Origin of the sequence: Sulfitobacter sp. S190 (assembly GCF_025141935.1) — a bacterium.
Lineage (GTDB): Bacteria > Pseudomonadota > Alphaproteobacteria > Rhodobacterales > Rhodobacteraceae > Sulfitobacter.
Genome location: NZ_CP081120.1, coordinates 406685 through 431105, shown reverse-complemented (window position 1 = coordinate 431105; position 24421 = coordinate 406685). Strand labels below are relative to the sequence as shown.

Sequence of the window (24421 nt, the reverse complement as noted above, 5' to 3'; positions counted from 1 at the left end):
CAGCGTCTTATCACCCGAATCGAAAAGCTCTGGCAACCGTCTCCGCGCGATTTTGCAAAACAGGGGTGCGGGATGTGGCTATTCGTCTTCCCAATCACTGCCGATCGCGGTGCGTTTGCGGTCCCGCTCTTCGGCGATCATGTCGCGCACCTCTTCTTCCTCCACGGGGCATTTCGCACCGGGGTCGGTTTCCTGCGCGGGCGCATTGGCCAACGCCAGCTTGAACATCATCGGGAAATGGTCCGACCCGATCTTGCCCAACCGCTCCATCCCGATCAGCCGGAACTGGGGGTCGTGAAACAGATGGTCCAGCGGCCAGCGGGCCCACCAGTAAAAGGCGCTGAACGTGTTGTAGAAACCGCGCCCGACCCGCGGGTCCAGCAATCCCGACAACCGCTGGAACCGCCGCGTTGTGGTCGACCACGCCACGTCGTTCAGATCCCCGGTCACGATCGTGGGCATGCTGTCGCGCTCGGCCTCCAGACCGACCAACGCAATCTCGCCGTCGCGGCCCTTGGTGTCGTGGGTGGCGATGGGGGGTTCGGGATGGACCACATACAACCGCACGTGCCCGCCGGATGCCAACTCGACCACCGTGCGGATCGACGGCACGCCCTCGGTGATGACCTCGCGCACCTCCCAGTCGCTCAGCTTCAGCTTCGACATCACGCACATGCCGTATCCGGTATCGAGCGGCACTTCGATCCAATGGGGATAATGCCGCTCCAGCGGCCCTTTCAGCGCGTCGATCCACGGCTGGTCCACCTCAATCGCCATGGCGATATCGGGGCTCTCGCGCTGGATCATCTGCACCAGCCGGTCGTAGGAACGGTTCGATTTCTTGACGTTGGCGGCCAGCAGCGCCAGATGGCGGTCGGTATCGGCCAGCAAAGCATCATCCGCCGCCACGGACTGGCGCCACCAGAACGGCGTGAATTTCGCGATATAGACGGCCTGGATCACGGCAACCACGAAAAAGCCCAGAACGAGCCAGATCCCGCCGCCAAGCACGACGGCAGCGACACCACCGCCGACACCGGCCCAAAACAGCTGTTGGCGCGGAAACGCCAGCCCGCGGATCGCCCCGTGCGGCAGCTTGCTGAGCGGCGCAACACTCATCAACAGCATCAGGACACACAGTCCCCATAGAATCATCACGCTGGTTTCGATCATCGCGTCCTCGTGTCTTTGCGCGGCCCGGCCAGAGGTGAAAAAGGGACCACCCAGACCGGGCAGTCCCATCAATGCAACCACCGGCAGGCCGGTAAGTTCCCGCAGCACCTCTTACTTGCTGTCGTCGTCCTCGGCGTCCGCGTCACCTTCGGGCAGGTTGAAGAAGCTGTCGGCATCCGCGAAATCGCTGTCTTTCTTGGTGTCTTCCTCGTCGTCGGACGCATCATCGGTCAACGTGAACGTCTCCAGACCCTCGATGGCGGTCGGAATGCGCGGCTCGTTGTCCATGCCAAGGCTCTGCTCGGTGCTGACCAGCTTGCGGCGTTCGTCGTCGGTCATCACCGACCCTTCGGCGGCCCGCTTGGCCGCGGCCTTTTGCACGGCGGCGTCCAGCTCGGACTGCTTGCACAGGCCCAGCGCCACCGGATCAATCGGCTGGATGTTGGCGATGTTCCAATGCGTCCGCTCGCGAATCGCCTGAATGGTCGGCTTGGTGGTGCCCACCAGCTTGCTGATCTGCGCATCGGCCAGTTCGGGGTGGAACTTCACCAGCCACAGGATCGACGCAGGCCGGTCCTGACGCTTGGACAGCGGGGTATAGCGCGGACCACGGCGCTTTTCCTCGCCCGCAGCGGCGGCATTGGGCTTCAGCTTCATCTTGTGCAGCGGGTTGGCCTCTGCGCTGTCGATTTCTGCCTGCTCGAGCTGGTTATTGGCGATGGGGTCGAACCCCTTCACACCCACGGCCACGTCGCCATCGGCGATGCCCTGGATTTCCAGCTCGTGCATGTCTGTGAAATCGGCAATCTGCTTGAAGCTCAACGTGGTGTTGTCGACCAGCCAAACGGCGGTCGCCTTGGGGTGCAGCAGTTTCGACATGTCTCTCTCCTATGAACACAACTTCCCCGTCGCCTGGCTGGGCTGTCCCGAGAACCGGAACCGTTTCCATTGTGGGGGAACTTGTGGCTTATATAGAGGGCAACCGCCCATAAGGAAAGACCCCAGATGCGCCGCCTGATTGCCGCCCTATTGCTGTCGCTGACCCCCGCGCTGCCCGCCGCGGCCGAAGGCGAGGTGGCCGGCGAATTCGACTATTACGTCATGGCGCTCAGCTGGTCGGCCAACTGGTGCGCGCGCGAAGGCGATGCGCGCAATTCGCCGCAATGCGATGCGCGTCACGACCACGGCTGGATCCTGCACGGGCTCTGGCCGCAGTTCGAGCGTGGCTTCCCCTCCTACTGCCGCAGCGCCAAACGCCCGCCCTCGCGGGGCATGACGGCCGACATGGCCGATATCATGGGCACCGGCGGTCTGGCGTGGCACCAGTGGAAAAAACACGGCACCTGCACCGATCTGACCGCCACCGACTATTACGCCCTGTCGCGCGACGCCTACGCCCGCATCACCCGGCCCGCCGTGCTGCGGCAACTGGAGCGTCAGGTCAAACTGCCCGCAGCCGTCATCGAAGAGGCGTTTCTTGACGCCAATCCCGATCTGGAGGCCGACGGCATCACCATCACCTGCCGCGACGGCTACATCCACGAAGCACGGATTTGCCTGTCCAAATCGCTTGACCCCGTGCCCTGCGGACGCGACGTGCTGCGCGACTGCCGCATGACCGATGCGCTGTTCGATCCCATCCGCTGAGCGGCAAATAAGTCCCCCAAAGTAGGGTATTCCCCCATAGCGGGAACGCCCGCCCCGTGCCTAAGATATGAAGCCCGCCATTTTGCGGGACTTGGACAAATTCATATTTTCAGCCATCGGAGCATTCACATGTTGGACGCCGCGCATACCCATACAAACAACAAAATGTATTTCTTCTCCGGAGCCCAGTACTGGCGATTTGATCTGGCACGGGGCCGCACGGACCCCGGCTATCCGCAGCCGATCGCCCGCTTCTGGAAAGGGGTGCCGCGCAACCCCGATGCCGTTGTCGAAGGCCAGGGCGACAGGGCGCACAAGATCTACTTCTTCTCGGGTGATCGCTATACCCGCTACGACACGCAGACCAACCACACCGATCCGGGCTATCCGCGCAGCATCGCATCGGGCTGGTCCGGCGTCTGGAGCAGCGGCGTCGACGCGGCCGTCACCCTGCCGACAAACAACAAACTCTACTTTTTCAAGGGGTCGCACTACGTGCGCTACGACTGGGACAAGAACCAGATCGACGCAGGCTACCCCAAATCCATCGCATCGGCGTGGTCCGGCCTGACCGGTCCGTTCGATGCGGTTCTGGGCGGCACGGGGGACCGGGCGGGCAAAGTGTACTTCTTTTCGGGGGACGAATACTGGAGGTACGACACCACGACCGAACGGGTCGACGCAGGCTATCCCAAGCCGCAATCGGTCTGGACCGGTGTCGGTGGTGCAGCGCCCGCCCGCCCCGTGCCGACGGACCACACCAACCGTTTGGCCGCCTTTCGTGCAGGCACCGGCCCCGGCGCGTGGCCAGAACTGGACCGCGCCACCGTCGCCGACCAGATCGCGGCCAATATTGCCACACCGCTGATTGTCGATCAGGCCCGCACGCCGCTGTGTGGCCCCGCGGCGATCGTCTATCTCTATGCCAAGCGGCGCCCCGACGATTACGCCCGCTTCTGCATCGACCTGTTCGAAAAGGGACACGCACGGATGCGCACGAAAACCCTGCATCCCTCGGCGCTCGTCAAATCGAGCAGCCCCGCAGGGCTCGTCAATCAGGCCGACTGGATGGTGATGGCCGCCATGCGGGACGCGGAAAATGCGCTGTTTGACATCGACGGCACCGAACAGGGCTGGGAGCAGGGCATCGTTCAGGGTGTGACGACCCCGTGGGAGATGAAGGGCTGGCTGCGCGAAATGCTGATGCTGGGCGATGTGACCTACGAAAGCTGCGCCGTCTGGGGCGAAGAGGCCGCGGTCAAATCCTGCGATACCGCGTGCAAGGCGGGTGGCGTGGGCCTGATGATGGTGAGCGCGGCACTGGCGGGTAATCCGGCGCCGCGCGTGGCCTTTCCCGACCACTGGGTCGTGTTCGAAGGCGCGCTCAACATCGACCACGGCGACTGGTGGCGCCACGACAGCGGCCATTTCAAATTCCGCGTCTGGAGCTGGGGCGGCATCCTGCCCGTTTCGCTCTCCGAAGGCCGGTTCGAGGATTACATGTGGGGGGTCGTCTACGGCACCTGAGACCACCCGATGTAAGGGGGGAAGGGCTGTCTGCGGTGCAGGCAGCCCTTCGATTTATCAGGCGTCGACCTGCAAGACGATCTTGCCGATGTGATCGCTGCTTTCCATGCGGGCGTGGGCCTTGGCCGCATCCTCCAGTGCAAAGGTGCTGTCCATCACCGGCGCCACCTTGCCCGCCGCCAGCAGCGGCCACACCGCTTCGCGCAACTGCTCCGCGATACGCGCCTTGGCCAGATCGGACTGGGGCCGCAGCGTCGATCCGGTGACCGTCAGCCGCCGCACCATCAGCGGCGCAAAATTGATCTCGGCCTTCGGGCCCTGCAGGAACGCGATCTGCACCAGCCGTCCGTCCATATCCAGGGACTTGAGGTTCCGCGCAATATACGCGCCGCCCACCATGTCGAGGATCAGGTTCGCACCGCCAACCTCCTTCATCACCGCCACGAAATCCTCGGTCTTGTAGTTGATCGCCCGCTCGGCCCCCAGATCGGTGCAGGCGGCGCATTTCTCATCCGATCCCGCGGTGGCATACACCCGCGCGCCAAAGGCATGCGCCAACTGGATCGCGGTGGTGCCGATGCCGCTGGACCCGCCGTGCACCAGAAACCGTTCGCCGGCCTGCAAGGCACCGCGCATGAACACGTTCGACCAGACGGTGAAAAACGTCTCCGGCAGACAGGCGGCCTGCGCCATGTCCATGCCCGCAGGCACCGGCAGACAATGCGCGGCGGGCGTCGCCACGTATTCGGCATACCCCCCGCCGGGCAGCAGGGCACAGACCATATCGCCCAGCGCGATCCCCGACACGCCACTGCCGATGGCAACCACCTCGCCGGCGGCCTCCAACCCCGGCAGATCGCTGGCCCCGGGCGGCGGATCATAGGCCCCCGCCCGCTGCAATGCATCGGGCCGGTTGACCCCGGCAAAGGCCACCTTGAGCACGACCTGTCCGGCCTGCGGTTGCGGCACCGGGCGTTGCGTCAACGCCAGAACCTCCGGGCCACCGGGGCTGGTGATCTCGACAGCGCGCATCATCTGGGTCATGGGTATTCCTTTCAGGGGTGGTATCGGTCGACGCACAGCTTAGGATAGCACGCAGCGCGGCGCGAGACCCCTTTGCAGCCCGACCCGAATTGCCAGAGCCTACAGATGCACTCCGAAACCCGATTCCAGTGGCACGCCGATGCGACCGTCCATGCACAGGGCCAGTGCATCCGCCCTGCGGACGGCCCCCCGCAAACGGGGATCGCGGACCGCCCGTCGGGCCGCGCACTGGGGCTGCTGGGGGCCACTCTGGGCCGCGACCGGGGCTTTTGCGTCTCCTCCAGCGGCGGCACCCTGCCCGATATTCCCGCCGATCACTTCGTCACCCTGACGGGCGGCACCTCGGGGGCACCGCGGCAGGTCCTGCGCACGCAGGCCAGCTGGATCGCGAGCTTTCGCGCCAATGCCGCCGCCTTCTCCTACACCTCCCACGACCATATCGCGACGCTGGGGCGGCTGAGCCATTCGCTCACCCTCTACGCCGCCCTCGAAGCGCTGCATCTGGGTCTCGCCTACTCCGCACTCGACGGAGACAAACCCGCAGCACAGGCCGCCGCCCTGCGCAAATCAGGGGTCAGCGTGCTCTATGCGACGCCCACACAGCTGCGCCTGTTGCTGGCGGACGGTCCCGCCCTGCCCGATCTGCGGCTGGTGCTGTGCGGCGGCGGGGCGCTCGACGCGCCAACCCGCGAAGCCATGGCAAAGGCCTGCCCCAAGGCAGAATGTCTGGTGTTCTACGGCGCGGCAGAAACCAGCTTTATCACGATCTGCGACACGACCACGCCTGCGGCATCGGTCGGGCGGGCCTACGACGGGGTCGCGCTCGACATCCGCGATGGCATCATCTGGGTCCGCAGCCCCTATGTGTTCGAGCGCTACCTCACCGGCACCAACCCCCACACCCGCCGCGACGCCGACGGCTGGCTCAGCCTTGGCGAAAGCGGGCGGCTGGATGCGCAGGGCAATCTGTTCTTGCGCGGACGGGCGGGGCGCATGATCACGGTGGCCGACCAGAACCTGTTTCTCGACGAAATCGACCGGTTTCTCGCCGACAAGACCGATATCCCCCCCTGCGTGGCCATCGCCGAAGACGACAGCAAACGCGGCGCGCGTGTGTCGCTCGTGGTCGAAAGCCGCGCCGACACCGCGCTGGAGGCCGAATTGCGGGCCGAATGCCGCACCGCTTTCGGGGCGCATGCGGTCCCGCACCGGATCCTGTTCGTCGATGCGCTGCCCCTGCTCGATTCCGGCAAACCGGACCTGACGGCCACCGCTGATCTGGCGCGGGCCACCACATGAAGGCCTACATGCTGGCCGCGACCCGCTCTCCGGTTGCGCCGCGCGGTGGCGCGTTGGCCCACCTCGGGCTGGCGGATCTGGGCGCGCCCGTGCTGAACGCCGCACTGCGGCAGGCGGGGATCGATGCGGCGCAGGTTGATGAGCTGATCGTGTCCAACGCCATGGGTGGTGGCGGCAATCCCGCGCGTCTGATCGGGCTGGCGGCGGGGCTGCCCGACACGGTCGCGGGGCTGAGCATCGACCGGCAGTGCGCGGGCGGGCTGGATGCGCTGCTGCTGGCCGCGCGGCTGGTACAATCCGGCGCCGCGGATGTGGTGATCGCCGGCGGCGTCGAAAGCTATTCGCGCAGACCCCAGCGGTTCGCAACCGATCCGGGCGGCGGCCCTCCGCGCCCCTACGATCAACCGCCCTTCACCCCTTGGCCCGAGCGCGACCCCGATATGGCGCAGGCCGCCGACAGGCTCGCCCGCGATCAGGGCATCGACCGAGCCCGGCAGGATGGATGGGCCTGTGACAGCCATCGCAAGGCGCTCGCCAGCCCCGTCCCGCCGGGCGAAATCACCGCACTGGCGGGGCTTGATCATGACGCATTCGCGCGGCCGCTCAACACACGTATCGCCGCCCGCGCGCCCGTGGTGACCGGCACGATTACCGCCGCGAATATGGCCGTTGCCGCCGATGCAGCGGCGTTCTGCGTGATCGTGTCCGAGCGGATCATCCGTGCACGGGGCGGCCAGACCCATGCCCCCGTCATTTTGGGCGGCGTCACCCGCGGCGCGACGCCCGATCAACCCGGCACAGCCCCCATCGCCGCCACCCGCGATGCGCTGTCGGCCTGCGGGATGTCGCCGTCCGATCTTGATCATATCGAAGTGATGGAGGCTTTTGCCGTGCAGGCCATCGCCTGTGTGCAGGGCGCGGGCCTCGACCCGGCTTGCGTGAACCGGGGGGGCGGGGCGCTGGCGCGTGGCCACCCCATCGGCGCATCAGGCACCATCAACGCCGTTCGGCTCTGGCACGACATGAAAACGCACGCGGGCGGTACCGGTCTCGCCACGATTGCGGCGGCCGGTGGCATCGCCACCACCCTGATCCTAGGCGCGTGACGCCACCACCGCAGGCCGCGCGCGGTAAAGGGCCGCTGTCACGGCACCTGCCACCGCCGCCTTGATCACGTCCCCGGGCAGGAACGCCGTGACCAGCAGCGCCGCCTCTGCCGGCGATTTGTCCAGCACCAGCGCCAGCCCCGCGATCCCGAACGCATAAAGCACCCCGACACCGCCCACGACGGCACCGATCCCCGCCGCCACGCCGACCGGCATGGCCCGCAAACCATGCGTCACGGCCCCCGCCACAAAGGCCGCCGCCGGAAACCCGATCAGGAACCCCGCCGTGGGCGACGCAAACAGCCCAAGACCCCCGCGCCCGCCCGCGAGCAACGGCAGACCAAGCGCCACCAACCCCACGAATAGGGCCGCCGCCAGCGCCCCGCGCCGCGCCCCCAGAACCGTCCCGCAAAGCATCACGCCCAGGCTCTGCGCCGTGATCGGCACCCCGAAAGCCAGCGTAATCTGCGGGATAAGACCCAGTGCTGCAATCAGCGCCGCAAACAGGGCAATTCGTGCTACATCGCGTTCCATCGGCATACTCTTTCGTTCAATTTCCAAATCATCGTTACAACCCGCCACGCGCCCGCAGGGCATCGGCCACGTGATCGGCATCGTCCAGCGCCAGCACCAGAAACGGCACCACGATGCGCCATCCGGGCCTGCGGGCCGCGCGGGCCTGCCACGCTTGGGTCAACCCGCGCCCCTTGTCCGCCAGAACCGGGGTAAAGCGGACCACCAGCGCCACCGCAAGCTCAATCGCGCGCGTGCCGATGCCAAGGCGGCGCGTTGGTGCAAGCATCCACGACACGACCCCCATCATCTGCGTCAGACCGGTGGTCATCGTCACCAAATTGGCCAGCGCCACCGCCGACACCATGCGCAGTGCAATGACCGCTCCGGTCTCCGGGCTGCCGATCCACAGATGATAGCCCAGCAAGATCACCACAAACGGCCACAGCGGCCAAAGACGGCGCAGACCGTAGCGCAGGAACACCGGCCCCGGCGCCGCGTAAATGCACAGCACCAGCAGCGCAACCGCCCCCTGCACCCACAGCGACGACCACGCAAAAAGCGCAACCGTCGCGACGCAGAGCGCCGCCAGCTTGGCGCCCGCAGGCCAGCCATGGGCCCGCGTTCTAACCGGCGAGGTCAGAGAGATCATCCACCGCTCCTATCGCTTCCATCCGCGCCTGATAGGCGGCCGCAACCTGCGGGGCCGGTCCATCCTGCGCCACAGCACCCCCTTCGATCCACAGCGCGCGGTCGTATCCTGCCACGCTGCCCGGATCATGGGTGATGTGCACGACACAGGCGTCAATCCGCGACAGCGTACGCGTCAGATGCATCGCCGTGGGAATGTCGAGCCCGGCAAACGGCTCGTCCAGCACGATCACCCGTGGCTGCATCATCACGATGGCCATCAGACAGACCAGTTGCCGCTGGCCCTGCGACAACCGCGCGATTGCCGCATGGTGCCAATGGCGCTTGCCGAACCGCGCCAGCACCTCGTCGACATCCTGCGCAACCTCGGCCGCGCTGCGCCCCTGTTGGCGTCGGCCAAATCCCAACTCCTCGGCGACCGTGGGGAAAATGATCTGCTGGTCGGGGTTCTGGAACAGCAATCCAACCGCACCCAACGCGCCGCGCCTGTCGCGGGCCACATCGACACCGGCAATGCGCACGCGGCCCCTGTCGACCGGCAGCACCCCGGCCATCACCCGCGCCAACGTGGTCTTGCCAGAGCCGTTGCGCCCCAGAACAGCAATCCGCCGCTCCGACGCGCGCAGCGTCACACCGCCAAGCACCGGCGTGCCATCGCGCACCAGATGTATGTTTTCGAGGTCGATCAGATCACTGGGCACGGGCCGGACAACCACCTTGGGCTTGCGTTTCGGGCCCCTTTAGCAGCCCGCGCGGCGGGTCAAAACCCTAATCCACAGGCGGCGTGGTCCACCGCCCCGGCAGATCGCCGCGCGGCACCCGCCCCGGCGCCTTGATCTGGCCCAGCAGCCAGTTGGGACCGGTCATCAACTTGCTCAGCAGCGGATTGTCGTTGACCTGCGCCTTGAGCTTCTCGATCTGCATCACATTGTCGATGCGCCGGTCCAGAAACGCCCATGTGTCGGCATGCCCTTCGCTGTTGTCGCCCAGCCAGTACAGTACCGTCGACGAATAAACCCCGCTCAACGTGGCCCGCTTGGTGTACCAGTTCACATCGTCCGACGTGTCGCCCAGCGCGGTCCAGATGGCGTCACAGGTCCCCCAGATCGCGCGCGCGCCGTCCGCGGCATACATCGGCAGGGCAAACAGCGTGGTGCCGCGGCGGACCGCTTCCTTGTCCTCGACCGCCTCCAGCCGGAACCGCACGGCGGCCGCAATCCGGTCGCGGAACCGCATGTCCTCCAGATCGGCATCCTCCAGCCGCGCGAGCATCGCGGCATCGCCCTTGTGGTGGTAATGCAGCGCCAGATCCACCGCCCCGCGCGGGCACACGCTGTCGGCAACCGCCCTGTCCACATCCGAATCGGCCACCGCCGCGCGGAACGTCGCATCGGACCAGCCATCGAACGGCACATGCATCAATGCAGCCTCCAACAGGCGGTCCTTGGGGGATTGGGCGGCATCGGTCATGGTTTCATCCTTCGGCTGGCGCAACGCTGGACAAACTAGCACAGCTTTGCTAATAGGCCACTTCCTGCAAATCCTTGCAACTCAACTTAGAAAGGTGGTGAAAACCACATGCAGGTTAGTGTTCGCGATAACAACGTCGATCAAGCGCTGCGCGCCCTGAAGAAGAAACTTCAGCGCGAGGGTGTGTTTCGTGAAATGAAGCTCAAGCAACATTTCGAGAAACCTTCCGAGAAAAAAGCACGCGAGAAAGCCGAAGCGATCCGCCGTGCCCGTAAATTGGCACGCAAGAAAGCACAACGCGAAGGTATGATGTAAATCATCCTTGCGATGCTCGGAAATTGGAACCCCCGCACCCACCGGTCGCGGGGGTTTTTCTTTGGCCGCCCCGCTCAAGACACGCGCATTCGGATACAACCTGTGGTAACGTAGGGTCAACTTTACGGATGGGGGATCTTGATGAAACGCGTATCGCGCTCCACCGCGGGCTTGCTGGCGGCGCTGGCATTCGTACTCGGCGGTGTTCTGGTCTACTTCAACTTTTACGCCATCGACGATCTGCTCTACCGAACCCTGTCAGGCCAACAACCCGACGCCATCGAAATGCCCCCCACCATCGAGGAACCGGCCATCATCGAAGGCGGCACCGATTTCACCGCCCAGCGCGTGTTTTTCGGCACCGACCGCAAAGTGGCCAGCGACACCGAAATAGGCCCGGTGTTCGGATATGACCGCGCCGCCGCGCTAACGCTGGGCTACACCGACATCACGATCCCCACCAACGCCCACAAGGTCGGGCGCATCGAACTGCCGCGCAACATCACCGTGTTTTCCGTCACCCTCTACCAAGAGGCCGAAGACCCCGCGCGCCATTTCACCGTCCATGAAACCGCGATACTGGAGCCCGACGCATTCCGCGCAATGGCCGCCGAGGCCGCCGCCAACGCAGAGGCTTATGCAGATACCGCACTGGTGTTCATCCACGGCTTCAACACGACCTTCCGCGCGGCCTCCTTTCGCACCGCGCAACTGGCCTATGACCTGCAATTCGACGGGCCGACCTTTCTCTACAGCTGGCCCAGCGTCGGGGCGACACAGGACTATGGCGCCGACATGGACAGCGCCGAAAACGCGGCACCGCACATCGACGCCTTCCTCGATGAAGTGTTCCGCGTCGAGGGGGTGCAAAAGGTGCATCTGATTGCCCACTCGATGGGCAACGAAGCGCTGGCCGAACTGTTCAAGCGCGCGGGCACCAAGCTGGAACAGCGCACCGACAAACCCATCGATCAGCTGATCCTCGCGGCCCCCGATCTGGACGCGGACCAATTCCGCAGCATCGCCGACAGGTTCACCCGCTTTGCCAAAGGGGTGACCCTCTACGCCGCCTCCACCGATCTGGCACTGCTGGCGTCCAAATCGCTTCGCAAGAACTACATACGGCTGGGCGATGTGGGCGACGAAGGGCCGACCGTTGTGGCAGGTGTCGATACGATCGACGTCAGCGCCGTGGGCACCGAGGTGTTTTCGCTCAACCACAACATCTACGCGCGCAACCGCGGGGTGCTCGACGATCTGGGCCGCTTGCTGAAAACCGGGGAAAGACCCCCCAGCGCCCGCATGCCCACCGTGCGCGAACGGCAAAACAGCCACGGCACCTACTGGCAGATGCCCGACTAAGCCGCCGCGGCGCGTTCGATGTCCCGCGCGCTCAGCCCATAGCGGCTGGCGAACCGGCGGCGCGCCGCCACCAGACGCGGATCATCGGGGCGCATGCCCAGCGTGCGGATGAATTCGATGCGTTGCTGCGATTTCAGCGTGTCCCGGTCGATCGCGGTGCCCATCGCGCGGTCGATGATCTCGCCTCCGGGCGATACGTGGAACCACTTGGCGAAATCGCGGAAATGGTGCTGGTTGTGCAACTGCGTGACATGCCGCTCCACCCGCGTCTTGGGCACCGTCAGATGGGCCGTCATGTGGAACCATTCGTAGCACAGAAACGTCAGCACCCCGCCCACCGGCACGATGGCCACCGCCACGTAAAACGCCGCCCCCACACCCGCCAACGCGGCAATCGCCCAGACCAGCGCAAAGTTAACCACAAGCATCGGCACCGCCACCCACACCGGCACGAAAAACAGTGCCGTGTTGGTGGGGAAATCATGGTGGCCATAATGCGCCTGGTACAGCAGATCGAACGCCCACTGGCGGCGCGGCGGGGCGAGGTGGAACACATGACGGTGCAGGTTGTATTCATTCAGCATCTGCGCCGCGACCCCCAAGGGCACCGCCAGCCACACCCACGCGGGCGCACCCAGCGCCAGCGTCACGATCCCCGCCAGCGCGGCAAGCGCCATCACCACCACGGCGGCATGCGAAAACATGATCTTCAGTCGCGTCATTTGCCTCTCCCAGCGTGCATCGTGGAACAGTGCTGCGCGAAAATCCATTCTGACGCGGCGGCAGCTACACCGGCAGGGCGGTCGTCTTGAACACCGTGCGCAACGCAAAACTCGACTGCATCTGCCCAACGCCGGGCAACCGTGCCAGATACTGGCGGTGGATGCGGGCGAAATCCTCGGTGTTCTCGGCCACCACCTTGAGCAGGTAATCCGCCGATCCCGCCATCAGGTGACACTCCAGCACATCCGGTATCCGCGCCACTGACCGCTCGAACGCATCCAGCACCTCGTCGGCCTGCCCCTGCAGCGTGATCTCGACAAAGACGGTCGTCGGCACGCCCAACTTGCGCGGATCAAGCAACGCCACATAGTCGCGAATATACCCCTCCGTCTCCATCCGCTGCACCCGGCGGTGGCAGGCAGAGGGCGACAGATTCACTTGTTCGGACAGGTCGGCATTCGACATCCGGCCCCGCCGCTGCAGAGCATGCAGGATCTTGCGATCAATCGAATCCAGGCTCATCGGCGCACATCCTTTGCGTCAAACAGAAGAGTTAGCGCAATCTATTCTAATAATGCCCCCTTTGACGAGCGATAATCGACGCCAAGTTGCACCCGACTGGCGCTACCGTTCACGCAACACATGCGAGGAGGAACGCAGCATGAAAATCGGGTGCCCCAAGGAAATCAAACCGCAGGAGTTTCGGGTCGGCATGACGCCGAACGCAGCCCAGGAGGCCGTCAACCACGGCCATAGCGTCCTGATCGAAACCGGCGCAGGCGTGGGCGCGGGCTTTGAGGATGCCGATTATACCGCCGCGGGTGCGCAGATCATCGACACCGCAGCCGAGATTTTCGCCACCGCCGACATGATCGTAAAGGTCAAGGAACCGCAGGCCGTCGAGCGCAAGATGCTGCGCGAGGGCCAGCTGCTGTTCACCTACCTGCATCTCGCCCCCGACCCCGATCAAACGCGCGACCTGCTCGAAAGCGGCTGCACCGCGATTGCCTATGAAACCGTGACCGATGCCGCGGGCGGCCTGCCGCTGCTGGCCCCCATGTCCGAAGTCGCCGGCCGTCTGGCGCCACAGGTCGGCGCGTGGACGCTGCAAAAGGCCAACGGCGGACGCGGCGTGCTGATGGGCGGCGTGCCCGGCGTCGGCCCTGCCCGCGTGGTGGTGATCGGTGGCGGGGTCGTGGGCACCCACGCCGCGCGCATCGCGGCTGGCATGGGCGCGGATGTGACCGTGCTGGACCGTTCACTGGCGCGGATGCGCTATCTCGACGACGCATTCGGCGGCACCTTCAAAACCAGCTACGCAAGTGCGGGCAACACCATCGAACTGGCCCGCGCGGCCGACATGATCATCGGCGCGGTGCTGATCCCCGGTGCCGCCGCTCCGAAACTCATCAGCCGGGCACAGCTGTCCGAACTCAAACCCGGCGCGGCGCTTGTCGATGTGGCCATCGACCAGGGCGGGTGTTTCGAGACCTCGCGCGCCACCACCCACGAAGATCCGGTCTATGACGTGGACGGGATCATGCACTACTGCGTGGCCAACATGCCGGGGGCGGTTGCGCGGACCTCGACCATCGCCTTGGGCAATGCCACGATGCCTTTCATGCTGGCGCTGGCCGACAAGGGATGGAAACAGGCCTGCACCGATGATCCGCACCTGCTGGCCGGGCTGAACGTGCACGCGGGCAAACTGACGTATTACGCGGTGGGCAAGGCGCTCGGCATGGATGTGATCTCGCCGCAACTGGCGCTGAAATAACGCCTAAGTCTGGCGCAGCGCATCGCGCAGCTGCGCCAGCGCCTCGCGCAACTGCTGCAGGCCCTGCGCCCCGACCGTCTGCGTCAGCTCGGCCTGCATATCGGACTTGATGCTGGCCAGTGCCGCGACCATTTCGCGGCCCCGCGCGCTGTGGGTCACACGGCGCGCGCGCCGGTCCTGCGCATCGGGGGCCACTTCCAGATATCCGCGCCGCACAAGGCTCGCCACCTGCCCCTGCACCGCCTGCTTGGACACCCCCCGCCCCTGCGCCAGCGCCACCATGGTTTTGCCCTGCGGGCCGATCTGCACCAGCACCTCGCTATCGGCCACCGTGACGTCGTCAAAGCCCGCCTGCGCCAGCCGGTCGTACATCCGCGCTTCGAACGCGCGAAAACTCCGCCATAAATCGACTCCAATATGATCCGGCACTTCAGACATAACGCCCCCACTGGTCAACATACTTGACTATCTCTTTTAGACAAGTATGTTGACTATATTCACTCATCGACAGGAGAGTCCGAAAATGAAGGGTCTTGCAATGGTAACTTTACTGGCCGCCGGCAGCGCCTGTGCCGAAACAACACTGGACAGCCGCCAGATCGACGCGCTGCTGACCGGCCACACGGTCTATATCCAGACACCCGCCGGCGAAGCGCCGGTCTACTACGGTGCCGATGGCAGCACCGGGGCGAACCTGCCAAACGGACCGGCCCTGCGCGGCACATGGTCCATCAATGGTGACGGCTACTGTGTCGATTGGACAAACGGGCCGCAGAACAGCTGCACAAAGATTAGCAAAACCGCGCAGGGCATCACCCTGACCGACGCCAAAACTGGCGAGGCACGCGGCACAATCCTGCGGATCGTGCCGGGCAACACCGAAGACATCTGAACCGGCCACCGGCCAGAACGAAAAAAGGGCGCCTCGCCGGGCGCCCTTCCTTCAGATTTCAACGTGCCACCCGCTCAGGGCTGTTTGGCCAACTGATCGCGGATTTCCAACAGCACATCCAGCTCGCTCGGACCGGTATCGGTCTCCGGGGCCACGTCTTCCGGCTTCTCGGTCATCGCCTTGATGCGGTTCACCTGCTTGACCAGCAAGAACACGACAAACGCAATGATGAGGAAGTTGATCACCGCCATGATGAACGACCCGTAGGCAAAGACCGCCGCACCTGACTCGCGCGCTTCTTCCAGCGATGCACCATCCGGCACAGATCCGCTCAGCACAGCGTAGTTATTGGTAAAATCGACACCGCCGGTGAAAAGACCGATGATCGGGTTGATCAAATCCGCAACAAGCGAGCTGACGATCGCGGTAAACGCCGCCCCGATGATGATCCCGACCGCCATGTCCATGACGTTGCCCTTGGCAATGAAGTCCTTGAATTCGTTAAGCATGATAATTCTGTCCCTGGTTTCAATTACGGCCCCAAGGCTCCCACCCTATGCGCCGATGCACATCTGGTACCACGGAAACGCACATTTCCCATCCTGTTATTGCGGGGAAAAAACCCTAGGTTGATGACATCACAACAAGGAGCCTCCCATGGCTGATCTCAGCGCCTTCCCCATCACCAAGAAATGGCCCGCCGCCAATTCGGACATCATCCAGCTCTATTCCTTCCCCACGCCAAACGGCGTCAAAGCGTCGATCGCGCTCGAGGAAATGGGCCTTGCCTACGAGGCGCATAAAGTCACGCTGTCGGATTCGGACGTCAAAAGCCCCGAATTCCTGTCGCTCAACCCCAACAACAAAATCCCCGCCCTCATCGACCCCAACGGCCCCGACGGCACACCCATGGGCCTGTTCGAAAGCGGCGCGATCCTGATTTACCTCGCCGAAAAAACCGGCACGCTGATGGGCAGCACCGGCACCGAACGCGCGCACACCCTGCAATGGCTGATGTTCCAGATGGGCGGCCTTGGCCCGATGCTGGGCCAGCTCGGCTTTTTCTACAAATTCGCGGGCAGCGAATGGGAAGACAAACGCCCGCAGCAGCGCTACATCGACGAAGCGAAACGCCTGCTGGCCGTGCTCAACCTCGAACTCGCGGGCAAGGAATGGATCACCGGCAGCAGCTACACCATCGCCGATATCGCCATCGCCCCCTGGCTGCGCGCGCTTGATTTCTACGGGGTGAAGGACACGCTGGACTGGGACGCGCACACAAATCTCGTCGACTATGTCGCCCGGTTCGAAGCACGCCCCGCCGTGCAAAAAGGCCTCGTGACACCCCCGCGGGACTGATCACCTCCCTGCTCGCCCTTGCAAACGGGCGGGCAACGGGGACATGCTGCACCGGCTGATACAAAGGTGCCGCATGGATCCGATCCTCTTTACAAGCTTTCTCGTCGCAACCCTGCTCATCGTGGCGCTGCCGGGCCCCTCATGCGCGCTGGCAGCGGCACAGGTCGTCAAATACGGCCCCCGCACCGCTGGACTGACCATCGCGGGCGATGCACTGGGGTCGGCGGTGCATATCACCATCGCGGTCGTGGGGCTGAAAACACTGATCGGGCTGGCCGATACCGTGCTGCCCCTCCTGCAAATGGCGGGCGGCGGCTTCGTCATCTACCTCGCATGGCAAAGCTGGACCCGTCACGCCACCGCCGACAGCCCCGCGCTGCAAAACGACCGCTCGGCATTTCTTGCGGGCTTCTTCGCCTGCGTGACGAACCCCAAGGCGATCGTGTTCTTCATCGCGCTGTTTCCGGGCTTCATCTCGACGGACCATTCGATCGTGGTGCAATCGGCAATTTACGGGGTTGTGTTCATCGCGCTCGATGCCGCCTCTATCTGGGCCTACGCGCTGCTGGCCCGGCGTGTGGTCGCCACCGCCGCGCACCGCATCGACATCGACCGGCTCGCCGCTCTCGGGCTTCTGGGCGTCGGGCTCGCGCTCGTCATCAAGGGCTGGCGCGAAACACAGACCGCGGGCTGATCAGCCCGGCATCTGCCCCTCCAGCACATAGCGCAGAATATCGACAACCTGTTCCGGCGCCTCCGCCACCGCAAGCGCGGCCGCATCCACTTCCTTCAGGGCATGGGCGTGATCGGGCCCGTGCAGGATGATCAGCGATTTGCCCAACGCCGCCGCATAACCTGCGTCAAAGGCCGCGTTCCACTGCTTGTACTGGTCCCCGAACCGCACGACGACAACGTCGGCATCGGCAATGCCCTTGCGGGTCCGGATCGCGTTGATCTGCGCGCCCTTGCGATCGTGCCAAAACTTTTTGTCCTCGGCACCAAGGATCGCAACACCGCAATCGTCACTGGCCGCATGATCCGTCACAGGGCCGGAAAACTGCACATCCAGCCCCTGCGCACCCGCCACGATCTGCGCGCGCCAGTCGGTGTGGATCTCACCGGATAAATAAACTCTCAGCATCGAACGCTCCCTTCCATGACAGCCCCGGGCGCGGCACCCACCGCAGCCCGGCCTTCATCTTGCCCCTAAACTCATTCCGACAAGGGCGCCAAACGCAGACCTATCCGCGCAGAACACCACCTGTCGCCTTGGTCACCTTCTCGACAACCTTGGCACCAACTGCTTCGATATCGGCATCTTTCAAGGTCCTGTCGGTGGGCTGCAACCGGACGGTCAGGGCGAGGGACTTCTTGCCCGCACCCAGACTGCCACCAATGAATTCGTCAAACACGCGCACGTCGGCGATCAGCGCCTTGTCGGCCCCCATCGCGGCATTGACCAGCGTCAGCGCCTCGACCCCGGCGTCCACGACAAAGGCAAAATCACGCTCCACCGCCTGCAGATCGGTGGTGCGCAGCGCCGGACGGGTCGCACCGGCCTTGCGCGGCAAAGGCACTTCTGCGGGCCACAGGGTGAACCCCATCGCCGGGCCCTTCACATCCATCGCGGCCAGCACGCGGGGATGGATCTCGCCAAATACCCCCAGCACCTTTTTCGGACCCAGACAGATCTTGCCGTGACGGCCCGGATGCCACCAGTCGGCAGCGCCGCGCAGGATCTGTACCTTCGCGGGCGCACCGATCGCCGCCAGCACCGCTTCGGCGTCGGCCTTCACGTCGAACACATCGACATCCCGCGCAGCCCCCAGCACGTCCTTTGGGCCCGTCCGGCCCACCAACAGGCCCGCGACCTGCAGATGCTGCTCGCCCGGCTCGCCCCCGCTGAACGCAGGGCCGACCTCGAACAACGCCATATCGCCATGGCCCCGCGCCTGATTGCGGGCCGCGGCCTGCAACAGACCGGGCAGCAGATCGGGGCGCATGTGGCTCATGTCGCTGCTGATCGGGTTCTCCAGCCGCGTGGTGTCATCGCCGCCGCCGAACAGGCCCGCCGACGCACGGTCGATGAAACTGTAGGTGACGCACTCGTGGTACCCCAGTGCCGCCGCGGTGCGGCGCGCGGCCACTTCACGGCGCTGCTGCGGTGACAGGATCGGGCGCGGCACGCCCGCGCTCAGGCGCGGCAGGGGCCGCCCTTCCAGCTTGGTCAGCGACGCCACCCGCGCGACCTCCTCGACCAGATCGGCCTCGCCCTGCACATCGGGGCGCCAGCTGGGCACATGCGCCATATCCCCGTCCAGCCGGAAGCCCAGCGACGTCAGCGTCTGGCGCTGCTCGCTCTCGGGGATTTCCATACCGACCAGTGATATGACCCGCTTGGCATCGAGCCTGTAGGCCCGCGATGTGTCGGGCACCTTGCCCGCGATCACGACTTCCGAGGCGTCGCCGCCCGCGTGATCCATGATCATCCGCGTGGCGTGTTCGATACCGTAGGGCGTCCACTCGGGGTCGATGCCCCGCTCGAACCGGTAGCGGGCGTCCGAATTGATCTTCAGCGCGCGGCCCGTATAGGCGGTGCGCACCGGATCGAAATAGGCCGCCTCGACAAAAACATTGACCGTCTGCTCGGTCACCCCGCTGGGCAAACCGCCCATGACACCGGCGATGCTCTCGACACCGTCTGCGTCCGAAATCAGGGTCATCCCTTCGGCAAAGGTATATTCCTTCTCGTCGAGCCCCACCAGCGTCTCGCCGCCTACAGCGCGGTGGATGCGCAGCGCATTGCCCGCGATCTTGTCCGCGTCAAACACGTGCAGCGGCCGGTTGCGGTCGAAGGTGAAAAAGTTGGTCACATCGACAAGAAAACTGATCGGGCGCAAACCGATGGCGCGCAAACGGTCCTGCAGCCACGCAGGGCTCGGCCCGTTCTTCACGCCACGGATCACGCGGCCATAGAACACCGGGCACTGCTCCAGCGTGTCGTCGTCGATGCTGACGCTGACGGGACAGGCAAACGCCCCCTCGACCGCATCCACGTCACGCGGCTTGAGCTTGCCCAGACCGCGCGCCGCCAGATCGCGGGCGATCCCGCGCACGCCCAGCGCATCGGGGCGGTTGGGCGTGATGGCGATCTCGATCACCGGATCGACCTTCGCGGGGTCATGCTCGGCCAGCCAGTCGACAAAACTGTCGCCCACATCGCCCGACGGCAGCTCGATGATGCCGTCGTGTTCCTCCGACAGCTCCAGCTCGCGCTCGGACGCCATCATGCCGAAACTCTCGATGCCGCGGATCTTGCCCACACCGATCGTCGTGTCGATGCCGGGCACATAAACGCCGGGCTTGGCGATGACGACAGTGATGCCTTCGCGGGCGTTCGGGGCACCGCAGATAATCTGCTGCACGCCCTCATCGGTGTCCACCTGACAGACGCGCAACCGGTCTGCATCGGGGTGCTTTTCGGCCGATCTGACATAGCCCAGCGTGAAATCCGCCAGCTTTGCGGCGGGGTTCTCGACCCCCTCGACCTCGAGCCCCAGATCGGTCAGCGCATAGGTAATCTCATCGACAGAAGCGGTCGTCTCAAGGTGGTCCTTGAGCCAGGAAAGGGTGAATTTCATCGCGTGCGTCCTCAACGTGGGCGGGCTGCCCCGGTTCGGTCCCGTGGGTAACGCCTTATCGCGCTGGTTTCAACGCAGATTAAGGCCCCTCAGGGATAGCGCGGCGCGCGGCCCGCCAACTGGTCCAGCTGCCAGCCGATCCAGCCGTGGGGGATGAAATGGCCGCCCGGATGCGTGTCGAGCGTGACACGTCCGCCCGCGGCGCAACTGTCCCAGACGGTCCGGCTCAACGTCAGGAACGGGCGGATCGCGTAATCGGGGGCCGTCTCGCCCGCACCGCAGCCCAGCGTGTCGCGCCACAGACGCACGGCACCGCGCGGATCACCACCCGGCCCGAAGGGATATTCCAGCACCGGATCGGCCAATCCGTGCACGTGGCGTATGTCACGCGGATGGCTGGCGCATGTTTCGTCCTGTGGGATCGTTCCGCTGATCGCCAGCAGTGCCGCCACCCCGTCACCGCCCTCGCAGGCAAAGCGCCACGCCATCGCCGACCCATAGGAATAGCCCGAGACGTAAATCCGGCTGCGGTCGATGGGATAGCGTTTGGCCGCGTCCTCGATGACGGCAAGCGCAAAATCGGTGTCGCGGCTGCCCGCGCGCCAGAAATCCCAGCTGCGGCCCAACCCGTTGGGCGCCAGCAACAGCACGCCACGGTTGCGGGTATGACCGGCAATGCGGCCGTGGTTGACGATCAGATCGCCCTGTCGGCCCCAGCCGTGGAAATGCAACAGCACCGGCATCGGCGTGGCCGCGTCCCAGTCATCGGGCGCACGCACGTGATACGACCGATCGCCCAGCGTACAGGGCACGTCGGCGTGACACACCGCTTTGGACGACCCCATCGCAGGCAGGAACACCGCGGCAAACAGCAACAAAAATAGTCTCATACCGCCGACCCTAGCCACAGGTGCGCCGCTGTCACCTCACGATAGCGTGGTGCTGCGATCACGCGCCCCACCGGTCGCGCTAGCGGCTCAGGCCACCGTGCAGGTTCGGCTGATCCAAACTTGCGAATCCATAGTGCCGGAGCCAGCGCAGATCGCTGTCAAAGAACGCGCGCAGGTCGGGTATCCCGTATTTCAGCATCGCAATCCGGTCGATCCCCATGCCAAAGGCAAAGCCCTGCCACTGTTCGGGATCGATGCCACCGGCGGCCAGCACCTTGGGATGCACCATCCCGGAGCCCAGCACCTCCATCCAGCCGTCGCCCTCGCCGATGCGCAACTGCCCGTCGACCCACGAGCACTGGATATCGACTTCGGCAGAGGGTTCGGTGAACGGGAAATGCGACGCGCGGAACCGGGTCTTGATGCCGTCGATCTCGAAAAACGCGGCAAAGAACTCTTCCAGCACCCACTTGAGGTTCGCCATCGAAATATCCTTGTCGATGGCCAACCCCTCGACCTGATGGAACATCGGTGTGTGGGTCTGGTCATAATCGGCACGGTACACACCGCCGGGGCAAATGATCCGCAGGGGCGCTCCGCGCTCCTCCATCGTGCGGATCTGCACGGGGCTGGTGTGGGTGCGCAAGACGTGGGGCGGACGGTCGTCGCCCTCGGCGCGGTGCATGTAGAACGTGTCCATCTCGGCGCGGGCCGGATGGTGGCCGGGAATATTGAGCGCGTCGAAGTTGTACCAGTCGGTGTCGATGCGCGGGCCCTCGGCCACACCAAACCCCATCTCGGCAAAAATGGCGCTGACCTCTTCGGTCACCTGGCTGACGGGATGGATCGTGCCTGCGGGGCGGCGGCGGGCGGGCAATGTCACGTCCAGCCATTCGTCGCGCAGCCGCGCATCCAGTGCCGCATCCGCCAGACCGGCCTTCTTGGCGGCCAGCGCGCTGTTGATCTCGTCCTTCAGCGCGTTGAGCGCGGGGCCGGCCGTCTGCCGCTCCTCGGGGGTCATGCGGCCCAACTCGCGCATCTTCAGCGCCACTTCGCCCTTCTTGCCGACGGCGGCCAGCCGGATATCCTCAAGTGCTGCTTCATCGGCAGCATCGGCAATTCGGGTCAGGTATTTCTGCTTGAGGTCGTCCATGTCCATCACGTCCTTCGTGGTATCGCACGCGGTGCTACCACACCTCCGCCCAAACGCAACCCGTCAGGGCCGCCGCGCTTGGGGCTTTGGACACGCCGCGCAATGGTCTAGGGTGCCTTTGTACCCTTTCCCGACCCCAGCAAAAGGACCCGCGCCATGACCATCACCGGCGGCTGCTACTGCGGCGAAATCAAATACGAAGTGACCGGCGACATCCAGTGGCAGGCCCAGTGCATGTGCCGCGAATGCCAGTATATCTCGGGGGGCGGGCCGAACTTCTTCATGATGGTCGCCGCCGACGATTACCGCACCACCCAAGGCACCGTGACACAATTCGCCCGCAGCGATCTGCCAGCCCCGCGCACCCGCGACTTCTGCCCCACCTGCGGCACGCATCTGGTCACCCGCCTGCCCGACCGGCCGGTCGTGGTGGTCAAGGTCGGCACGCTCGATGACCCATCGGTCTATTCCGGTCCGCAAATGGCGATCTTTACCTGCGATCAACAGCCCTATCACACGCTCGCCGAAGGGTTGCCCACGGCCCACAAACGGCCCTAGGCCGCCGGCAGCAACCACGCCTGCACATAGGTCTCGAGCCGCCGCTGCATCGCCATATCGGTGTGCAGTGCACAAAACGTCAGCGCCAGTGTCTGGATGACAAAGGCCTGCACCCCCTCGGCCAGCAGCCTGAGCGGGGCATCCGTGCGGTACGCCCCCTGCGCGATCCAGCGTTGCAGCAGCGCCTCGTGCTGGCCGATGCACTGTGCAATGGGGCCGATCCGCTCGATCAGGGCCGCACCGGAATAGCGCAGGATCAGATCGAAAACATACCGCTCGCAGGTCATGAACCGCATCAGGGGCAGATGCGCCGCCACCAACTGCGGCACGTCCCTTGGCGTGTCCGATTCGTTCATCTGCCGCAGTAGCTCCTCGAACCGCGCCCCGATCAACCGCTCCATCAGCGCGTCCTTGTCGCGGAAATGTGCAAAGAATGTCCCCTTTGCCACCCCCGCCCCCGCGACCACCTCTTCCACGCGCAGCGCCTCGAATCCGCCTGTCTCCACAAGGGTTTCGGCGGCATTGATCAGCTTGGCACGGGTGGCCAGCGCGCGGGGTTGCAATGGTTTGTCCATACCCCCTTCTGGCAGTAATTCTGACCGCGGTCAAATTTATATTGACCACGGTCATTTTTGGAATTACTCAATATTGACCACGGTCATTTTCAGGAGAACTCCCATGAAGAAACGCATTTTCATCCTCAACGGTCATCCGGCGCAGAAGTCTTTGAACAAATCGCTGGCCACCTGCTACGCCACGGCGGCGCGGGCGGCAGGGCACGAGGTCCGGTTGATCCATATCGACACGCTGGATTTCGATATCGACTACGGCCTCGCCGGAACGCAGCACCACAAACCGCTCGAGGACGGGCTGGAACAGCTCATCGGCAATCTGGAATGGTGCGAACACTTCGTGCTGTTGTCGCCGATGTGGTGGGGCGGCATTCCGGCCAAGCTCAAGGGCGCCTTCGACCGCAGCCTGCTGCCCGGACGGGCCTATGACACCCGCGTTCCGGCGGGCAAGATGCCGCGCCCGATGCTGGAAGGGCGGACCGCACGGGTGATCCTGACCTCCGACACCCCGCGCTGGTTTTTATCGCTGATGTACCGCAGCGCGCTCATTCACCAGCTGCGCGGTCAGGTGCTCAACTTCATCGGGTTCCGCCCCGCACGGTTCACCTTTCTGTCGGGCGCGAGCAAGGCGCCGGACAAAACGGTCGCCAAATGGCTGTCGCGCATCGACGGGCTGGGCAGCGCCGCCGCATGATCACGGCGCCATCCCTGCCCCGCAAAGCAAAAGCCGCCCCCGTGACAGGGGCGGC

28 protein-coding genes are annotated in these 24421 nt (G+C 64.8%); 12 read left to right on the top strand and 16 right to left on the bottom strand.

Annotated features, from left to right (window positions below; all coding sequences use genetic code 11):
• Positions 1–78: 78 nt before the first annotated feature.
• Entirely contained in the window at positions 79–1281 is a 1203-nt protein-coding gene (locus K3756_RS02150; protein ID WP_259990452.1) for an endonuclease/exonuclease/phosphatase family protein, read from the bottom strand.
• Positions 1282–1284: 3 nt separating this feature from the next.
• Positions 1285–2052 (bottom strand): DUF1013 domain-containing protein, encoded by a 768-nt coding sequence (locus K3756_RS02145; protein WP_259990451.1) that lies wholly within the window; start codon positions 2050–2052, stop codon positions 1285–1287.
• 126 nt (positions 2053–2178) lie between these two features.
• On the opposite strand from K3756_RS02145, the gene K3756_RS02140 reads away from it, so the two are divergent.
• Together K3756_RS02140 and K3756_RS02135 are read left to right on the top strand one after the other, a co-directional pair.
• Entirely contained in the window at positions 2179–2820 is a 642-nt protein-coding gene (locus tag K3756_RS02140) for a ribonuclease T2 (protein WP_259990450.1), read from the top strand.
• 129 nt (positions 2821–2949) lie between these two features.
• Positions 2950–4347: a hemopexin repeat-containing protein gene (locus K3756_RS02135; protein ID WP_259990449.1), complete on the top strand. Its 1398-nt coding sequence runs from the start codon at positions 2950–2952 to the stop codon at positions 4345–4347.
• A gap of 57 nt (positions 4348–4404) precedes the next feature.
• Here K3756_RS02135 and K3756_RS02130 read toward each other — a convergent pair whose 3' ends face one another.
• The gene (locus K3756_RS02130) at positions 4405–5391 is read right to left on the bottom strand and encodes an NAD(P)H-quinone oxidoreductase (protein ID WP_259990448.1); all 987 of its coding nucleotides are present in this window, start codon (positions 5389–5391) and stop codon (positions 4405–4407) included.
• A gap of 105 nt (positions 5392–5496) precedes the next feature.
• Here K3756_RS02130 and K3756_RS02125 point away from each other — a divergent pair, with 105 nt between their 5' ends.
• Together K3756_RS02125 and K3756_RS02120 are read left to right on the top strand one after the other, a co-directional pair.
• A complete protein-coding gene (locus tag K3756_RS02125) occupies positions 5497–6690 on the top strand; it encodes an AMP-binding protein (protein ID WP_259990447.1) in 1194 nt (397 codons plus the stop codon).
• Positions 6687–7796, top strand: a complete 1110-nt coding sequence (locus K3756_RS02120; protein WP_259990445.1) for a thiolase family protein — start codon at positions 6687–6689, stop codon at positions 7794–7796. The genes K3756_RS02125 and K3756_RS02120 overlap by 4 nt, the downstream gene beginning before the upstream one ends.
• Here K3756_RS02120 and K3756_RS02115 read toward each other — a convergent pair.
• The 4 genes from K3756_RS02115 to K3756_RS02100 form a co-directional block, all read right to left on the bottom strand.
• Positions 7785–8330 (bottom strand): biotin transporter BioY, encoded by a 546-nt coding sequence (locus tag K3756_RS02115; protein ID WP_259990443.1) that lies wholly within the window; start codon positions 8328–8330, stop codon positions 7785–7787. The two genes, K3756_RS02120 and K3756_RS02115, sit on opposite strands and share 12 nt — an antisense overlap.
• Positions 8331–8364: 34 nt before the next feature.
• The gene (locus K3756_RS02110; protein ID WP_259990441.1) at positions 8365–8961 is read right to left on the bottom strand and encodes an energy-coupling factor transporter transmembrane protein EcfT; all 597 of its coding nucleotides are present in this window, start codon (positions 8959–8961) and stop codon (positions 8365–8367) included.
• Complete coding sequence (locus K3756_RS02105) at positions 8936–9661, bottom strand: energy-coupling factor ABC transporter ATP-binding protein (RefSeq protein ID WP_259990439.1); 726 nt, start codon at positions 9659–9661, stop codon at positions 8936–8938. The genes K3756_RS02110 and K3756_RS02105 overlap by 26 nt, the downstream gene beginning before the upstream one ends.
• Before the next feature lie 67 nt (positions 9662–9728).
• Entirely contained in the window at positions 9729–10430 is a 702-nt protein-coding gene (locus K3756_RS02100) for a COQ9 family protein (protein WP_259990437.1), read from the bottom strand.
• 108 nt (positions 10431–10538) lie between these two features.
• Here K3756_RS02100 and rpsU point away from each other — a divergent pair, with 108 nt between their 5' ends.
• Both rpsU and K3756_RS02090 read left to right on the top strand, forming a co-directional pair.
• Positions 10539–10745, top strand: coding sequence for a 30S ribosomal protein S21 (gene rpsU, locus K3756_RS02095; protein WP_007118112.1), 207 nt, complete (start codon positions 10539–10541; stop codon positions 10743–10745).
• A gap of 141 nt (positions 10746–10886) precedes the next feature.
• Positions 10887–12107 (top strand): alpha/beta hydrolase, encoded by a 1221-nt coding sequence (locus tag K3756_RS02090; RefSeq protein WP_259990436.1) that lies wholly within the window; start codon positions 10887–10889, stop codon positions 12105–12107.
• Here the strand turns inward: K3756_RS02090 and K3756_RS02085 are convergent.
• Both K3756_RS02085 and K3756_RS02080 read right to left on the bottom strand, forming a co-directional pair.
• Positions 12104–12829: a sterol desaturase family protein gene (locus K3756_RS02085; RefSeq protein ID WP_259990434.1), complete on the bottom strand. Its 726-nt coding sequence runs from the start codon at positions 12827–12829 to the stop codon at positions 12104–12106. The two genes, K3756_RS02090 and K3756_RS02085, sit on opposite strands and share 4 nt — an antisense overlap.
• A 64-nt stretch (positions 12830–12893) precedes the next feature.
• On the bottom strand, positions 12894–13352 hold the full coding sequence (locus tag K3756_RS02080) for an Lrp/AsnC family transcriptional regulator (protein ID WP_259990432.1): 459 nt from the start codon (positions 13350–13352) through the stop codon (positions 12894–12896).
• Between the two features lie 139 nt (positions 13353–13491).
• On the opposite strand from K3756_RS02080, the gene ald reads away from it, so the two are divergent.
• A complete protein-coding gene (ald, locus tag K3756_RS02075) occupies positions 13492–14607 on the top strand; it encodes an alanine dehydrogenase (protein WP_259990430.1) in 1116 nt (371 codons plus the stop codon).
• Positions 14608–14610: 3 nt separating this feature from the next.
• Here the strand turns inward: ald and K3756_RS02070 are convergent, their stop codons facing one another.
• Positions 14611–15045: a MarR family winged helix-turn-helix transcriptional regulator gene (locus K3756_RS02070; protein WP_259990428.1), complete on the bottom strand. Its 435-nt coding sequence runs from the start codon at positions 15043–15045 to the stop codon at positions 14611–14613.
• 85 nt (positions 15046–15130) lie between these two features.
• Between K3756_RS02070 and K3756_RS02065 the strand changes: the two genes are divergently transcribed.
• The gene (locus K3756_RS02065; RefSeq protein ID WP_259990426.1) at positions 15131–15499 is read left to right on the top strand and encodes a hypothetical protein; all 369 of its coding nucleotides are present in this window, start codon (positions 15131–15133) and stop codon (positions 15497–15499) included.
• Between the two features lie 74 nt (positions 15500–15573).
• Here K3756_RS02065 and mscL read toward each other — a convergent pair whose 3' ends face one another.
• Complete coding sequence (gene mscL, locus K3756_RS02060) at positions 15574–16008, bottom strand: large conductance mechanosensitive channel protein MscL (protein WP_259990424.1); 435 nt, start codon at positions 16006–16008, stop codon at positions 15574–15576.
• A gap of 148 nt (positions 16009–16156) precedes the next feature.
• On the opposite strand from mscL, the gene K3756_RS02055 reads away from it, so the two are divergent.
• Together K3756_RS02055 and K3756_RS02050 are read left to right on the top strand one after the other, a co-directional pair.
• On the top strand, positions 16157–16858 hold the full coding sequence (locus K3756_RS02055; RefSeq protein WP_259990422.1) for a glutathione S-transferase family protein: 702 nt from the start codon (positions 16157–16159) through the stop codon (positions 16856–16858).
• A 73-nt stretch (positions 16859–16931) separates the two neighbouring features.
• Positions 16932–17552, top strand: coding sequence for a LysE family translocator (locus K3756_RS02050; protein ID WP_259990420.1), 621 nt, complete (start codon positions 16932–16934; stop codon positions 17550–17552).
• Here K3756_RS02050 and K3756_RS02045 read toward each other — a convergent pair whose 3' ends face one another.
• From K3756_RS02045 to pheS, 4 genes are all read right to left on the bottom strand, one after another.
• The gene (locus tag K3756_RS02045) at positions 17553–17999 is read right to left on the bottom strand and encodes a YtoQ family protein (protein WP_259990418.1); all 447 of its coding nucleotides are present in this window, start codon (positions 17997–17999) and stop codon (positions 17553–17555) included.
• A gap of 100 nt (positions 18000–18099) precedes the next feature.
• On the bottom strand, positions 18100–20499 hold the full coding sequence (gene pheT, locus K3756_RS02040; RefSeq protein WP_259990416.1) for a phenylalanine--tRNA ligase subunit beta: 2400 nt from the start codon (positions 20497–20499) through the stop codon (positions 18100–18102).
• 89 nt (positions 20500–20588) lie between these two features.
• Entirely contained in the window at positions 20589–21389 is an 801-nt protein-coding gene (locus K3756_RS02035; RefSeq protein ID WP_259990414.1) for a PHB depolymerase family esterase, read from the bottom strand.
• Positions 21390–21468: 79 nt separating this feature from the next.
• A complete protein-coding gene (gene pheS, locus K3756_RS02030) occupies positions 21469–22542 on the bottom strand; it encodes a phenylalanine--tRNA ligase subunit alpha (protein ID WP_259990412.1) in 1074 nt (357 codons plus the stop codon).
• Positions 22543–22698: 156 nt separating this feature from the next.
• On the opposite strand from pheS, the gene K3756_RS02025 reads away from it, so the two are divergent.
• Positions 22699–23100, top strand: a complete 402-nt coding sequence (locus tag K3756_RS02025) for a GFA family protein (RefSeq protein ID WP_259990410.1) — start codon at positions 22699–22701, stop codon at positions 23098–23100.
• Here K3756_RS02025 and K3756_RS02020 read toward each other — a convergent pair.
• Positions 23097–23675: a TetR/AcrR family transcriptional regulator gene (locus K3756_RS02020; RefSeq protein WP_259990407.1), complete on the bottom strand. Its 579-nt coding sequence runs from the start codon at positions 23673–23675 to the stop codon at positions 23097–23099. The genes K3756_RS02025 and K3756_RS02020 overlap by 4 nt on opposite strands.
• A gap of 103 nt (positions 23676–23778) precedes the next feature.
• Here K3756_RS02020 and K3756_RS02015 point away from each other — a divergent pair, with 103 nt between their 5' ends.
• Complete coding sequence (locus K3756_RS02015) at positions 23779–24366, top strand: NAD(P)H-dependent oxidoreductase (RefSeq protein WP_259990405.1); 588 nt, start codon at positions 23779–23781, stop codon at positions 24364–24366.
• The last annotated feature ends 55 nt before the right edge of the window (positions 24367–24421 follow it).

Bases quoted from the DNA above. Each gene is read 5' to 3' on its own strand.
- mscL (WP_259990424.1), bottom strand. From the start codon at position 16,008: ATGCTTAACGAATTCAAGGACTTCATTGCCAAGGGCAACGTCATGGAC.
- K3756_RS02035 (WP_259990414.1), bottom strand. From the start codon at position 21,389: ATGAGACTATTTTTGTTGCTGTTTGCCGCGGTGTTCCTGCCTGCGATG.
- K3756_RS02015 (WP_259990405.1), top strand. From the start codon at position 23,779: ATGAAGAAACGCATTTTCATCCTCAACGGTCATCCGGCGCAGAAGTCT.
- K3756_RS02115 (WP_259990443.1), bottom strand. From the start codon at position 8,330: ATGGAACGCGATGTAGCACGAATTGCCCTGTTTGCGGCGCTGATTGCA.
- K3756_RS02020 (WP_259990407.1), bottom strand. From the start codon at position 23,675: ATGGACAAACCATTGCAACCCCGCGCGCTGGCCACCCGTGCCAAGCTG.
- K3756_RS02065 (WP_259990426.1), top strand. From the start codon at position 15,131: ATGAAGGGTCTTGCAATGGTAACTTTACTGGCCGCCGGCAGCGCCTGT.
- K3756_RS02055 (WP_259990422.1), top strand. From the start codon at position 16,157: ATGGCTGATCTCAGCGCCTTCCCCATCACCAAGAAATGGCCCGCCGCC.
- K3756_RS02135 (WP_259990449.1), top strand. From the start codon at position 2,950: ATGTTGGACGCCGCGCATACCCATACAAACAACAAAATGTATTTCTTC.
- rpsU (WP_007118112.1), top strand. From the start codon at position 10,539: ATGCAGGTTAGTGTTCGCGATAACAACGTCGATCAAGCGCTGCGCGCC.
- K3756_RS02085 (WP_259990434.1), bottom strand. From the start codon at position 12,829: ATGACGCGACTGAAGATCATGTTTTCGCATGCCGCCGTGGTGGTGATG.
- K3756_RS02025 (WP_259990410.1), top strand. From the start codon at position 22,699: ATGACCATCACCGGCGGCTGCTACTGCGGCGAAATCAAATACGAAGTG.
- K3756_RS02045 (WP_259990418.1), bottom strand. From the start codon at position 17,999: ATGCTGAGAGTTTATTTATCCGGTGAGATCCACACCGACTGGCGCGCG.
- K3756_RS02145 (WP_259990451.1), bottom strand. From the start codon at position 2,052: ATGTCGAAACTGCTGCACCCCAAGGCGACCGCCGTTTGGCTGGTCGAC.
- ald (WP_259990430.1), top strand. From the start codon at position 13,492: ATGAAAATCGGGTGCCCCAAGGAAATCAAACCGCAGGAGTTTCGGGTC.
- K3756_RS02100 (WP_259990437.1), bottom strand. From the start codon at position 10,430: ATGACCGATGCCGCCCAATCCCCCAAGGACCGCCTGTTGGAGGCTGCA.
- K3756_RS02110 (WP_259990441.1), bottom strand. From the start codon at position 8,961: ATGATCTCTCTGACCTCGCCGGTTAGAACGCGGGCCCATGGCTGGCCT.
- pheT (WP_259990416.1), bottom strand. From the start codon at position 20,499: ATGAAATTCACCCTTTCCTGGCTCAAGGACCACCTTGAGACGACCGCT.
- K3756_RS02120 (WP_259990445.1), top strand. From the start codon at position 6,687: ATGAAGGCCTACATGCTGGCCGCGACCCGCTCTCCGGTTGCGCCGCGC.
- K3756_RS02125 (WP_259990447.1), top strand. From the start codon at position 5,497: ATGCACTCCGAAACCCGATTCCAGTGGCACGCCGATGCGACCGTCCAT.
- K3756_RS02080 (WP_259990432.1), bottom strand. From the start codon at position 13,352: ATGAGCCTGGATTCGATTGATCGCAAGATCCTGCATGCTCTGCAGCGG.
- K3756_RS02050 (WP_259990420.1), top strand. From the start codon at position 16,932: ATGGATCCGATCCTCTTTACAAGCTTTCTCGTCGCAACCCTGCTCATC.
- K3756_RS02070 (WP_259990428.1), bottom strand. From the start codon at position 15,045: ATGTCTGAAGTGCCGGATCATATTGGAGTCGATTTATGGCGGAGTTTT.
- K3756_RS02140 (WP_259990450.1), top strand. From the start codon at position 2,179: ATGCGCCGCCTGATTGCCGCCCTATTGCTGTCGCTGACCCCCGCGCTG.
- K3756_RS02130 (WP_259990448.1), bottom strand. From the start codon at position 5,391: ATGACCCAGATGATGCGCGCTGTCGAGATCACCAGCCCCGGTGGCCCG.
- K3756_RS02090 (WP_259990436.1), top strand. From the start codon at position 10,887: ATGAAACGCGTATCGCGCTCCACCGCGGGCTTGCTGGCGGCGCTGGCA.
- pheS (WP_259990412.1), bottom strand. From the start codon at position 22,542: ATGGACGACCTCAAGCAGAAATACCTGACCCGAATTGCCGATGCTGCC.